This is a genomic window from Bradyrhizobium sp. OK095, assembly GCF_900109945.1.
Taxonomy (GTDB): domain Bacteria; phylum Pseudomonadota; class Alphaproteobacteria; order Rhizobiales; family Xanthobacteraceae; genus Bradyrhizobium.
In genome coordinates, this window is the sequence record NZ_FOBX01000009.1 from 65,501 (window position 1) to 77,923 (window position 12,423).

General features: G+C 64.3%; 14 protein-coding genes. 7 read left to right on the plus strand and 7 right to left on the minus strand.

Going from position 1 to position 12,423, the window contains the following annotated elements; all coding sequences use genetic code 11:
• Positions 1-8: 8 nt before the first annotated feature.
• Positions 9-995 carry a glycosyltransferase gene (locus BMW89_RS23480; RefSeq protein WP_092029402.1) on the minus strand — a complete coding sequence of 329 codons (987 nt, stop codon included), beginning with the start codon at positions 993-995 and terminating at the stop codon, positions 9-11.
• A 236-nt stretch (positions 996-1,231) separates the two neighbouring features.
• Here BMW89_RS23480 and BMW89_RS23485 point away from each other — a divergent pair, with 236 nt between their 5' ends.
• The 4 genes from BMW89_RS23485 (at position 1,232) to BMW89_RS23500 (ending at position 5,954) form a co-directional block, all read left to right on the plus strand.
• The gene (locus tag BMW89_RS23485; protein WP_092029739.1) at positions 1,232-2,299 is read left to right on the plus strand and encodes a glycosyltransferase; all 1,068 of its coding nucleotides are present in this window, start codon (positions 1,232-1,234) and stop codon (positions 2,297-2,299) included.
• A 54-nt stretch (positions 2,300-2,353) separates the two neighbouring features.
• Positions 2,354-3,706 (plus strand): O-antigen ligase family protein, encoded by a 1,353-nt coding sequence (locus tag BMW89_RS23490; protein WP_092029403.1) that lies wholly within the window; start codon positions 2,354-2,356, stop codon positions 3,704-3,706.
• A gap of 134 nt (positions 3,707-3,840) precedes the next feature.
• Positions 3,841-4,986 carry a GNAT family N-acetyltransferase gene (locus tag BMW89_RS37995; RefSeq protein WP_177196260.1) on the plus strand — a complete coding sequence of 382 codons (1,146 nt, stop codon included), beginning with the start codon at positions 3,841-3,843 and terminating at the stop codon, positions 4,984-4,986.
• Between the two features lie 83 nt (positions 4,987-5,069).
• A complete protein-coding gene (locus tag BMW89_RS23500; RefSeq protein WP_092029404.1) occupies positions 5,070-5,954 on the plus strand; it encodes a protein-L-isoaspartate O-methyltransferase family protein in 885 nt (294 codons plus the stop codon).
• 119 nt (positions 5,955-6,073) lie between these two features.
• Here BMW89_RS23500 and wrbA read toward each other — a convergent pair whose 3' ends face one another.
• From wrbA to BMW89_RS23515, 3 genes are read right to left on the minus strand one after another with little or no spacing between them, the layout of a single operon-like run.
• Complete coding sequence (gene wrbA, locus BMW89_RS23505) at positions 6,074-6,673, minus strand: NAD(P)H:quinone oxidoreductase (RefSeq protein WP_092029405.1); 600 nt, start codon at positions 6,671-6,673, stop codon at positions 6,074-6,076.
• Between the two features lie 48 nt (positions 6,674-6,721).
• Positions 6,722-7,420, minus strand: a complete 699-nt coding sequence (locus BMW89_RS23510) for a pirin family protein (RefSeq protein WP_092029406.1) — start codon at positions 7,418-7,420, stop codon at positions 6,722-6,724.
• Between the two features lie 36 nt (positions 7,421-7,456).
• The gene (locus BMW89_RS23515) at positions 7,457-8,209 is read right to left on the minus strand and encodes an SDR family NAD(P)-dependent oxidoreductase (protein ID WP_092029407.1); all 753 of its coding nucleotides are present in this window, start codon (positions 8,207-8,209) and stop codon (positions 7,457-7,459) included.
• Positions 8,210-8,326: 117 nt separating this feature from the next.
• Between BMW89_RS23515 and BMW89_RS23520 the strand changes: the two genes are divergently transcribed.
• Positions 8,327-9,262 (plus strand): LysR family transcriptional regulator, encoded by a 936-nt coding sequence (locus BMW89_RS23520; protein ID WP_092029408.1) that lies wholly within the window; start codon positions 8,327-8,329, stop codon positions 9,260-9,262.
• 27 nt (positions 9,263-9,289) lie between these two features.
• Here the strand turns inward: BMW89_RS23520 and BMW89_RS23525 are convergent, their stop codons facing one another.
• Positions 9,290-9,547 (minus strand): hypothetical protein, encoded by a 258-nt coding sequence (locus BMW89_RS23525; protein ID WP_177196261.1) that lies wholly within the window; start codon positions 9,545-9,547, stop codon positions 9,290-9,292.
• Between the two features lie 147 nt (positions 9,548-9,694).
• Here BMW89_RS23525 and BMW89_RS23530 point away from each other — a divergent pair, with 147 nt between their 5' ends.
• The gene (locus tag BMW89_RS23530; RefSeq protein WP_092029744.1) at positions 9,695-10,681 is read left to right on the plus strand and encodes a tripartite tricarboxylate transporter substrate binding protein; all 987 of its coding nucleotides are present in this window, start codon (positions 9,695-9,697) and stop codon (positions 10,679-10,681) included.
• A gap of 97 nt (positions 10,682-10,778) precedes the next feature.
• Positions 10,779-11,123: a hypothetical protein gene (locus tag BMW89_RS23535; protein ID WP_092029410.1), complete on the plus strand. Its 345-nt coding sequence runs from the start codon at positions 10,779-10,781 to the stop codon at positions 11,121-11,123.
• A gap of 6 nt (positions 11,124-11,129) precedes the next feature.
• Here BMW89_RS23535 and BMW89_RS23540 read toward each other — a convergent pair whose 3' ends face one another.
• Both BMW89_RS23540 and BMW89_RS23545 read right to left on the minus strand, forming a co-directional pair.
• Positions 11,130-11,597, minus strand: a complete 468-nt coding sequence (locus BMW89_RS23540; RefSeq protein WP_092029411.1) for a YbaK/EbsC family protein — start codon at positions 11,595-11,597, stop codon at positions 11,130-11,132.
• 27 nt (positions 11,598-11,624) lie between these two features.
• Entirely contained in the window at positions 11,625-12,356 is a 732-nt protein-coding gene (locus tag BMW89_RS23545; protein WP_092029412.1) for a haloacid dehalogenase type II, read from the minus strand.
• Positions 12,357-12,423 lie beyond the last annotated feature (67 nt).

Sequence of the window (12,423 nt, forward strand, 5' to 3'; positions counted from 1 at the left end):
TCGGGCGGCTAGATTCCAAGATAAGCGAGCGCGATCTTGATCGCGGACCGTGGCACTGCTCTGGGCGATCGCCGTCCAACCATGCCGAGATAGGCGAGGGCGTCGCGGTACCTGCCGAAGCGGACTGCTTGCGTCGCCGAATAGGTCACGAGATGAATCTCGGCCGCCTGGCGCAGCCGAGGCACGGCGCTTGCGGGCAGCCGGGCGAGGATCAAAGGATCATCGAATACGCGCGCGACCGCTGGGAAGAAGTCCTGTGGTGTCCGCACTGCCGCGTTCATGGTGTTGGCGGTGTGCAGACGATAGTCGAGCAGAAGTTCCGGGACGAATGCGAACTCGCCGAGCGCGGCGAGGCGGCACCAGCAATGCCAGTCCTCGCAATATCTGAGCGAGACGTCGAAGCCGCCGGCCGCGCGGAAGGCGTCGGCACGAACCAGCATGATGCCGCCATTGACGATGAAGTTGCCGCAGGCAAGCCGTTCCATCACGTCGCCAGATGGCTTGCGGCGGCCCTTGAGCAGGTCGCGGCGGCCGATCGGCCGGCCATCGCTGTCGATCGTGTTGTAGTCGCCATAGACCAGAATTGCGTGGGGAGCGGCCTTGGCTGCCGTCAGCAGGGTCGTCACCGCGGCGGGGCGCAGGCGGTCATCGGCATCGAGGAAGATCAGCCAGTCGCCGCGCGCGCTCAGCGCGCCGAGGTTTCGCGCAGCCGATACGCCCGAGGCGTCATTCGGCATCAGGCGCAGGCGGGGATCGCGGATGGCACGAACGATCGCTATGGTGTCGTCGGTCGAGCCGTCGTCCACGACGATCACCTCGGTCACGTCGCCTTGCGTCAGTACGCTTGCGATGGTCTCGCCGATGAACGCGGAAGCATTCTTGGCAGGGATGATGACGGAGACCGGCGTGTGAGAAGCCGCCGACAATGCGGTGCGTGCGCCTTTTGCCGCGAATGCGGCGGCCGGTGAATCCAGAATGTCGTCGGCGGTGGTCAAGCGGCGGCTCGTCTTTAATGGTTTGTTAACCGGGCCGCAGCTGGAGTTGCGGAGCGCAGCCTCGGCCGTTGCGGATGATACTCACATAACGCCCAAATCATTGCTGCGAAGGCCCGGGCGAGGCTGGTTTCGTCAATTAGCGTTAAGCCTGTGGCGTTAAGTCTGTCGCTAACTTGGACGAGTGCGTCAGCCGGTCCCATGCGAGAATACGCATCAGGCTGCCGCGGATGGACCCTGTGCCCGCAAAGACATTCGACTACGATCCCGACGACATGGTCCTCAACCTCTTCTACGAGGACAAGGACGATCGCTGGTTTCCCGGCGACCGGCATCTGCGGCGCATGGCGCGCCGCATGCTGTTCGGCGAGCCGCGCATGAGCGGCCAGCTGCGTGTGTTCCTCAACCTCTGCGCAGGGCTCGATCGGCTCGATATCCGCTACCGCGTCAACGATTACGGCTATATCGCGCAGCATCCCGAGGAAGTCGCCTGCATCATCGGCCGCACCTTCCTGCTCGACAAGTTCGCGTGGAAGAACCCGATCCTGCTCGGGGTTGCTGCCCACAATCATCCGCTCGACGATCTCGATCTGTTCAAGCGGCTTCCGGTGAAGAAGGTCGTGGTGCCCGGCCCATGGTACGCCGACATGTACCGGCCGTATTGGCCGGATACTGAAGCCTGGCCGGTCGGCATCGACACCGATCTCTGGGCGCCGTCGCGCGCTTCACAAAAGTCCGTCGACGTCCTGATCTACGACAAGGTCCACTGGGACCGCGAGCGCTATGCGCCCGATTTGATTGAGCCCGTCCGCGCCCGGCTCCGCCAGGAGGGGCGCTCGTTCACGGAGCTGCGTTACGGCAGTTACAAGGAAGAGGACTATCAGGACGCGCTGGCGCGTTGCCGCGCGATGATCTTCCTGTGCCAGAACGAGAGCCAGGGCATCGCCTATCAGCAGGCGCTGTCGTGCGGCGTGCCGGTATTTGCCTGGGATCCCGGCGGCCCGTGGCGCGACCCCGATTATTATCCGCACCGCGTGCAGTTCGCGCCGGTGTCGTCGGTGCCGTATTGGGACGATCGTTGCGGCGCCAAATTCGCCGACACAGCGGCGTTCGAGGCGGGCTGGGACGAATTCTGGTCCGGCTGTGCCGCCAAAACGTTCGATCCGCGGGGCTTCGTGCTCGACACTCTGACGCTGGAACAGCGCGCGCTGCAATATTACGAGATCGCGCGCAGCGTGGCGCGGCAGCAAAGGGTGTCCGCGACCTCCGGCATGCTGGTTGACGGATGGTTAACGGGGATGGGCTAAGACCTGGATCTTTGCGGGATTCATCAGACCTGCCTTGAGCCACCGCCCTAAGCCATGGATCGCAGCGCCGCTGACATGACCGACGTCGAGGCCCGATCGCTCGGCCACGTCCTGCGCGACGGGCTTGCCGGGCTGAATGCCGTGCAGGCGGCGCGCTGCCTTGTCGCACTGGCAGCTCTGCTGCTCGTGCTGGTGACGCTCGATCCGTTTCCCGACCTACGCAGCGAAGACGTCGCCACTGTCGTCGGCGGACGAATGGCGCTCACCTACGTCTGCTGGGGCCTCCTGGCAGGAGTGGCGGTGCTGTTCGTCGCGGCCACCGATGCGCCCTCGCTGAAGAGCCTGGTGACGCCGCTGCATCTCTGCCTTGTCGGCTGGATGCTGATCAATATCGTCTTCTCCGAGAGCCGTGGCGTTTCGATCCAACGCTTCGTTCTCGCCGCCAGCGTGACGTCGATCGCCGTGCTGTTGCCATTGCTGCCGCCGACGCAGCGCAGCTTCAATGTGTGCCTCGGCGGCGCCGCTCTCGTGCTGCTGACGCTGTGCTATATCGGCGTCTTCCTCGCGCCGCAATATTCCATCCACACCGCGCTCGACATCACCGAGCCGCAGCTCGCCGGCGACTGGCGCGGCAGTTTCGGCCACAAGAACGTCGCCTCGCCGGTGATGACTATCCTGGTCTATCTCGGTATTTACCTGTCCGCGGTCGGCTCGTTCGTGATGGGGCCGGCGATCGCGCTGCTTGCCGGCATCTTCCTGATCTTCACCGGCGGCAAGACCTCCTCGGTGCTGTGCCTCGCGATCTATGCGCTGGCCTCGCTCGTCTACGTCACGCGCAGCCTGTGGCTGAAGCGGATCATCTGCTTTGCGCCATTGATCGTGATGAACCTGCTGACGGTCGGCAGCGTCCTGAGCCCGTCGCTGGGGTCCGTGACGCGGCTGCTCCCCGTCGATCCCACCTTCACCGGCCGTTCCGATATCTGGGAATTCGCACTCGCGGCCGTCGCCGAAAAGCCCATCATCGGCCACGGCTATGCGGCGTTCTGGGACGATGTGACCGAGCGCCAGACCGCCAAGGGCTCTGAATGGGCGGTGACGGCGGCGCACAGCCACAACAGCTATCTCGACCTCGCCGTTACCATCGGCCTGCCGGGCCTGCTGCTGGTCATCCTCATCTTCGTATTCGCCCCGCTTCGCAACTTCCAGACGGTCCAGGCCCACAATCGCAGCAATGCGCTGGGCAAGCTGTTCCTGACGATATGGCTGTTCGGCCTCTATTTCGGGACCACCGAGACCTTCCTGCTCGAACGGCAGAATCCGGTCTGGTTCATGTTCGCGCTGGCCGCCGCCGGTCTGCACTTCCTGGCCAGGTTCCAATGCGTTGAGCCGATGGAACCCGACCGCTGACAGCTTGTCGCAGCGGCTGATCTGTCGCGGGGACAGGGAAGTGGTATCCGCTTAACGATAAGCAGCGACGTAACTTGTGGTCCACGGCAAAACATAATCTATCTGGAAACATTCAGTAACCACATGCCCCGCGGATGACGTTCCTCAGCGTCGAGCAACCAGATGATCTTGTGTCCAGCACGTCGGGAATCGCGGTCGATTTCCTGCGTGACTGGCAGCATGCCGCATTGCGCCTGAAGGCCGGCCATCGCACCGCTTTCCAGCATGGTTATTGGCTCGATGCCTGGTACGAGGCGTTTCACGAACATGCCCCGCTGATCGCATTGATCTCCGATGCCGCGACCGGCAGGGACATCGCGGTGGTGCCGATGATGAGCCATGTCAGGCGCGGCATCCGTGTCGTCGAGTTCGCCGATCTCGGCATCTCCGACAACAACGCGCCGATCCTGGCATGCGATGCGACGTTCGATGCGGCCGGCGCGCGCGCAATCAGTGCGGCGCTGGTCGATGCCCTGCGCGCCCTGCCTGACGGCTTCGACCTGTTGCGCCTGAAGAAGATGCCGGCTCATGTCGGCGGCAAGCCGAACCCGCTGGTGTCGCTCGGCCGTATCGGATCCTGCTCGGTCAACGGCAACCTCGTGCTCATGGGCGACGACTATGCCGACTATAGGGCGTCGCTCAGGCGTCTACAGCTGCCGCGGTGCTGGCGCGTCTTCAGCCGTCTTGGCAACGCGCGGTTCGAGATCGCTACGGATGTCGCGCGCGCGCGCGAGCTGCTCGATGTGATGGATGTGCAGCAGGAGGAACGGATGAGGCAGCTTGGCTCGCCCTTCGTTCTCAACGACGATGTTCACGCGAGTTTCTATCGCGAGGTGGCGCGGCAAGGTGTTGCTGAAGGCTATGCCGTCGTCTCGGCGCTGGTCTGCGACAAGGGCATCGTTGCGACCACGCTCGGCGTTCGATACGGCGCGACCTATTTCCTGCTGCGCATCAGTCATACCGGCAAGACCTGGGCGAACTTCTCTCCCGGACTGCTCGTAACTGAACGCACCATGGAGGCGCTGCATGCGCAGGGCGTGCGCCGCTTCGATCTCAGCATCGGCAACCAGGACTACAAGCGCCGCCTCGGCGCCGAACAGGTGCCGCTGACCGATGTCAGCGTCGCACTGTCCTGGCGCGGCGTGCCTTACGTCTGGCGCGATCATGCCGCGCAGGGGCTGCGCCGTCATCCAAGGCTGGCCGCCCTCGCGGCGCGCGCGATGGGCAAGGCCGCACGCTAGAGCGTGCAAAGCCGGGGGTTGCTCAGGTCATTCGACTATCGCAATGGTCGTGTTATCGTCGCCTTCCGTTTCCCGGAGGCGACATGGAAGATCGTTCGGCAAAATATCGCGCATTCTATGCGCAGTTGATCTGCGCCGCGGCGAGGGCCGCGGATCCCCGTATCGAGGAGGCTTTTCGGACCGTCAGGCGCGAGCCTTTCGTCGGGCCCGGGCCGTGGTCGATCTCCCTCGGTGGCCATCCCTATGTCGTGACGCCCGATGATGACCCCGCGTTCCTCTATCAGAACGCGCTGCTGGCGCTCGACAGCGCGCGCGGCCTCAATATCGGGATGCCTGGCGCGCACGCCTATTGGCTCAGCGGCTGCGCTGTGAAGGAAGGCGAGACCGCGATCCAGATCGGCGCGGGCAGTGGTTACTACACCGCGATCCTCGCGCATCTCGTCGGCCCCGGCGGCCGTGTCCATGCCTATGAGATCGACGAACGTCTGGCAGGGCTCGCGCGCGAGAATCTGAAGGACATCGCCCATGTCGAGGTGCGCGAACGTTCGGGCATCGCGTCCGATCTGCCGGCTGCTGACGTGATCTATGTCTGCGCGGGCGCGGCGCAGCCGGCCACGGAATGGCTCGATGCCTTGCGGCCCGGCGGACGGCTGGTGTTTCCGCTGGCGCCTGAAGGCATGCTCGGCGGCATGTTGATGATCGCGCGCCCTGACGAGGGTGCGGTCTGGCCGGCCAAATTCCTGGGGCGTGCGCAATTCATCGGCTGTGCGGGATTGCAGGATGCGGATGCCGCCCGGCGGCTGGCCGAGGCGTTCGCAGGAGGATGGGATGGCGTGCAGTCGTTGCGGAGAGAGGGCGCTCCCGACGAGACGTGCTGGTTCGCCGGTGAGGGCTGGTGGTTGTCGACGGCACCGGCGCCTGTCGTGACGGATTCAATCAAGCCTCACGCCGACATCACGCAGGCCTAGCGGGTGACCATTGCGTCACAACGTTAAGTCAGGCGGCATTCCCGAATGAGAATGCCGCCCGCGTCGCATCGGCGATGCTGTCGGTCGTAAAGCTTAATTGCGAGGCTCAGCCATGAAGCTCAGCCATGAAGTTTCTTGGCGGTCTCCGCGATCTGGCGTCCCTGATAGCGCGCGCCGGCGAGCTCGTTGGCGCTGGGCTGACGGCTGCCGTCGCCGCCGGTGATCGTGGTGGCGCCGTAGGGCGAGCCGCCGGTGACTTCATCGAGCTTCATCTGGCCGGCGAAGCCGTAGTTCAGGCCGACCACGGTCATACCGAAATGCAGGAGGTTGGTGATGATCGAGAACAGCGTCGTCTCCTGGCCGCCATGCTGGGTCGCGGTCGCGGTGAAGGCGCCGCCGACCTTGCCGTGCAATGCGCCCTTGGCCCAGAGCCCGCCGGCCTGGTCCAAAAAGTTCGCCATCTGCGAGGCCATGCGGCCGAAGCGGGTGCCGGTGCCGACAATGATTGCGTCGTAATTGGCGAGGTCCGCGATCTCGGCGACAGGCGCGGCCTGATCGACCTTGTAATAGGAGGCCTTCGCGACTTCAGCTGGCACCAGCTCCGGCACGCGCTTGATGTCGACGGTGACGCCGGCTTCGCGCGCGCCTTCGGCAACCGCATTGGCCATCGCTTCGATGTGGCCATAGGCGGAATAATACAGGACGAGAACTTTGGTCATGGTGGTCTCCGTTGAATGATGAATTGAGTTGTTCTGTGTGCGCGGCGCTTACGCCGCGTCGACGAGCACGAGCTCGGTGTCTTCCAGCGCCGTGATCTTCAGCCGTTCCTCGTCGCGGATCGCGACGCCGTCGCGGGCATTGACGCGGACGCCGTTGATCTCGACTGAACCTGCCGCGGGCACGAGATAGAGGTTCCGTGACCTCTCGGGCTCGTACTCCGCGCTCTCGCCGGCCTTCAGCGTTGTGGCGAGCACCCGCGCATCGGCGCGGATCGGCAGTGCGTCCGTGTCACCCTCGATTCCGCTCGCGATGGTGACGAGCTTGCCGGAGCGGTCCGACTTCGGGAACGGCTTTGAGCCCCAGGTCGGCTGGCCGCCGCGTTGCGTCGGTTCGATCCAGATCTGGAAGATCCGGGTCTTGCTCGGCTCCAGATTGTACTCGGAGTGGCGGATGCCGCTGCCGGCGCTCATCACCTGCACGTCGCCCGCTTCAGTCCGTCCCTCGTTGCCGAGGCTGTCCTGATGGGTGATCGCGCCCTCGCGCACATAGGTGATGATCTCCATGTTGGCGTGGGGATGAGCCGGAAAGCCGGTGTTCGGCGCGATCTCGTCGTCGTTCCACACCCGCAAGGCGCCATGACCCATGTTGTTCGGGTCATAGTGACCGCCGAAGGAGAAATGATGCTTGGCCTTGAGCCACCCGTGATCGGCGCCGCCGAGTTTGTCGAAAGGTCTGAGTTCGATCATTTGCGTAATCCTTGTGTTGGAGGGGAGGCGCTTTGATCAGGCGCCAAACCCGCCGTCGACGTTGAGCACGGTGCCGGTGACGAAGGAGGCTTCCGGGCTTGCGAGGAAGACGATTCCGGCGGCGACTTCCTCGGGGCGTCCGAAGCGTTGCAGCGCGTGCTGCTTGCGCTGGGCTTCCGCGAAGTCGCGGTCGTCGTCCGGGTTCATGTCGGTGTTGATCGAGCCGGGCTGCACCACGTTGACAGTGATGCCGCGCGGGCCGAGATCGCGTGCCGCGCCCTTGGTGTAGCCGACCACCGCCGCCTTGGTGGCGACGTAGTCGGCAAGACCCGGGAACGAGGCGCGGTCGGCCAGCATCGAGCCGACGGTGACGATGCGTCCGCCCTCACCCATCAATTGCGAGGCGGCGCGGATCGCCGCGATCACGCCATGTACGTTGACGGAGTCCTGACGTTCCAGCGCGCTGGTATCGGCATTGGCATCGTCGGTCGCGCCGCCCGCGGCGACACCGGCATTGTTGACGAGGATGTCGAGATGGCCGAACTCCTTCGCCACATCGTTGACGAGCTTGGTGACGTCCTTGGCCGAGGCCTGATCTGCCTTGAAGGCACGGGCCTTGACGCCGCGGGCCTTCAACTCAGCGACGACCGCTTCGGCCTTGTCAGGCGAGGCGACGTAGCTGATGGCGACATCTGCGCCTTCATCAGCGAGAGCGCGGGCCGAGGCCGCGCCGATGCCGCGCGAGCCGCCGGTGACGAGGGCAACCTTGCCTGAGAGCTTCTTGGTCATTGGATTTCTCCAGTCCTGAATGTCTGATGACCCTTGGATAAGCCTCCGCTTGTGGTATAGAAATAGAAACCATTGAAACGTATTGTTTCCTGAATAGACCTTTAGAGGCCGGCTGCCATGGCAAAACTCCCCGATTTCGAGGCGCTCGCGATTTTCGCAAAAGTCGTGGAATTACGGTCGTTTGCGGGGGCAGCGGGCGAGCTCGCAATGTCCAAGGCCACGGTGTCCAAGGCGGTGACCCGGCTGGAGGAGCGGCTCGGCGCTCGCCTGTTCAACCGTACCTCGCGCCGGCTCGCGCTGACCGATGCCGGGCACAAGCTTGCCGACCGCGCCACGCGCCTTTTGGCCGACGGGGAGGCTGCGGAGAACGAGGCGCTGGCGCAATCGGTGGCGCCGCGCGGGCTGGTGCGGCTCGCCGTGCCCATGACGTTCGGCATCAAGGCGGTGGCGCCGCTGCTACCGGAGTTTTTCGAGGCCTATCCGGAAGTCTCGGTCGATCTGCATTTGAGCGATGCGACCGTCGATCTGATCGGCGAGGGTTTTGACATGGCGGTGCGGATCGCGCGCCTGCCGGATTCCTCGCTGATCGCGCGGCGGCTCTTCACCATGCCACGCTTCACGGTGGCTGCGCCGTCCTACCTCAAGCAACATGGACGGCCGACGCATCCGATGCATCTGGCCGAGCACAAATGCTTCAGCTACGCCTATCTCTCGACGCCCAATGTCTGGCACTACACCAACGCCGCCGGCGAGCAGGCCAGCGTGCGCCCGGGCGGACAGCTTCGCGTCAACAATGGCGAAGCGGTGATGCCGGCGCTGATCGCCGGCCTCGGCATCGCCGAGCTTCCTGAGTTCATCGTCGGCGAAGCGATTGCATCGGGCGAGGTCGAAGTGATCCTGAAAGACTGGAAGCAGGCCGAAGGCGCCGTGCACCTCGTGACCCCGCCCGGCGGCCCGCGTCCCGCCCGCGTCGAAGCCCTCGGCGATTTCCTCGCGGCCAAGCTGCCGGGCACCTGCAAGCGGCGGTCTCGCGGAAAGGTGAAGGGGTCTTAGAGCGAGCGGTTCAACGACCGAATCCGACTACGACACCTTCACGCCGTCGATTGCGACAATGCGCAAGTTCGGCTTCAGCGTCCCCTCCAGCTGCGACTTCAATTCATGCACCCGCGGGTCGGTCGATCGTGCCGCGCACACGGCATATTGATGGACGGATTGCGCCAACGCGCGCCGGGCTTCCGGCGTCCGCGTCATCTCGGGCTTCGAAAGCCGCAGGACGATCGCTGCGAGATTCACCAGCATCTCGTCCAGGGCGACGTCGATGGTCGCAAGATTCCGCATCACTCACTCCCTGGGAGGGAAACAGCGGGTTCACGGATGCGTTCCTGACGGGGCCGGACATGGTCAATGCTTCGTTAACGCCTTGTTCTTGCTGCGTGGCACGTTAGGCTGGCGAAACAAAAGAAAATCGGGGGCGAGGGGATTATGATGGATCGACGCGATCTCTTGCGCGCCGCTGCGGCATTGCCGCTGCTGCGGGCTGCTTTGCCGGACGAGGCCCACGCGCAAACCTATCCGGCGCGCAACATCACCATGATCGTCCCGTTCCCGGCTGGCGGACAGGCCGATCTCGCGGCGCGTCCCGTCGCGATGGCGCTGGAGCGGATCCTCGGCAAGCCCGTCATCGTCGACAACCGCGCCGGCGGTGGCGGCGGATCGGTCGGCAATGCTGCGGCGGCGCGCGCGGAGCCCGACGGCTACACGCTGCTGATGACGCTATCCTCGCTCGCGGTGCTCCCCGAGGCTGACCGGCTGTTCGACCGTCCGGTCGCCTATGAAGTCTCGCAGTTCATGCCGATCGCGCGTGTGCTCGCCGATCCCACGCTGCTCGCGGTGCCGGCCTCGGCCCCCTGGAAGACGGCGCAGGATTTCGTCGAGGACGCGAAGAAGCGGCCCGGCCAGATCACCTACGGCTCGTCCGGGCCTTACGGCACGCTGCATGTGGCTATGGAGATGTTTGCCAATAGTGCCGACATCAAGCTGCTGCATGTGCCGTTTCGCGGCGCCGGTCCCGCGCTCACCGGGTTGCTCAGCGGCACCGTGCAGGCGATCGCGGCGGCACCGGGGACGCTGAAGCCGCAGGTCGACGACGGCAAGTTGCGTGTGCTCGGCAATTGCGGCGCCAAGCGCATCGCGAGCTTCCCCGACGTGCCGACCTTCCAGGAGCTCGGCTACAAGGATGTCGAGATGTACATCTGGGCCGGGCTGTTTGCTCAGCGCTCTCTTCCCGCGCCGATCGCCAGCCGTCTGCGCGAGGCGATGGCGCAGGTGATGACAAGCCCTGATGTGCTCAGGGCTTTCGATACCTCGGGCAGTCTCGTCGCCTATCAGGACGCGCCGGCGTTCTCCGAATTCGTGGCGACCGACAGCAAGCGGCTGATCGCGGCGGTGAAGAAGATCGGCAAGGTGGAGTAGGTTCCGGCCACCCCTTCACATTCTTTTGTTGGGTGAGAACCTGACCGCGTCTCATTGATTGAAGACAAATCGAGAGACCTCGGGAAGGAATCGAGAGATGCGGACAGAGCGGATTGCGCTGAGTGTGGCGCTTGCAGTTGGCGGCATGGTCGCGCAGGGCGCGGCCTTTGCGCAGGACAATCGCGGCACGATGGAACAGCAGATGGCCTGCACGCCGGATGTGTGGCGGCTGTGCAGCGACCAGATTCCGGACGTGAATCGTATCACGGCTTGTTTGCAACAGAACACGCCGCAGCTGTCGAGCGCGTGTCGCGCCGTGTTCCAGTCCAACAACCAGATTCCGCCGCAGCAACAGGTTCCGCGCGGACGGCCTGTGCCGCCACCGCGCTACAACGCTGCGCCTCCGCTGGCGCAGCCGCAGCCTTACGACGACGATGACTAGCGCTGGCTAGGGCTTGTGCTCGCAGACATCGACCCATTCGGCAGCGGTCAGCTCGGCCATCCGGTCGGGCGCAATGCGCACCGCGCTATGGGTCGAGCCCGCGGCCGGCACCACGATGTCGAACGCTTTCAGTGAGACGTCGCAGTAAATCGGCAGCGGCGACTTCAGCCCGAACGGGCAGACGCCGCCGACCTCATGGCCGGTGATCTCGGCGACCTCTTCCAGCCCCAGCATCTTCGGCTTGCCGCCGAATTGCGCCTTCACCTTCTTGTTGTCCATGCGTGAGGTACCCGCGGCGACGATCAGGATCACGCGCTCGCCGATGCGCAGCGATAGCGTCTTGGCAATCATCCCGGGCTCGACGCCATAGGCCTCTGCGGCAAGCGTCACGGTCGCGGAGCTGATCGGGGATTCGATGACGGAGATGTCGGGGGCTTTCTCGGCGAAGAAGGCGCGAACGGATTCCAGGCTCATTCATGTCTCACGGGCGGGTGACGATGCTTAAGCGATCTTTGCCAGCTCGGAGAGCGCGTGGACGCGGTGGTCCGGCGCAAAGCCGAGTTCATCCATCTGGGTGCGGATCGCCCTAAACATGGTCAGCGGTGCCACGAGTTCGTTCTCGACGCAAGCCAGCGCCATCGCCTCCGGTGTCACCCGTTCGATCCAGGCGACGTTCAATCCGAACGCCTTCGCGCCCGCGACGTCCCAGGGGTTTGAGGAGACGAACAGCACCTCCTCGGACGCGGTGCCGAGCGTCTCACCGATCAGCTCATAGGCCTGCGGGCTCGGCTTGAAGATCCCCTTGGCATCGACGCTGATGGTGGCATCGAGCAGACGGTCGAGGCCGGAGTTGCGCACCAGCGCATTCAGCATGTCCGGGCTGCCATTGGAGAGGATGGCGAGCTTTCGCGGCTTCAAGGCTTCAAGCGCTGCTACCGCATCCGGATAGAGATCGAGATGCAGATACTTCTCGATCACGCGCTCGAATGTCTCGTTCTCGCAGGCAAGCCCCAGCACGCGCAGCGTATACGCGAGCGAGTCACGCGTAACCGCGGAAAAATCCTGGTAACGCCGCATCATCGAGCGCAACCAGGTGTATTCGAGCTGCTTGATCCGCCAGATTTGCGTGATGATCTCGCCGTAGCCCGGAAACGCATCCTCGGTGATCTCTGAGACCGACTGGATGTCGTAGAGCGTTCCGTAGGCGTCGAAGACGACGGCTTTGAGACTCACTTGACCGGTCCTCTGTGAGCGTTGCGGGCGCTAAGGACTATACAAGGTGCGGCGATATCGATCCAGG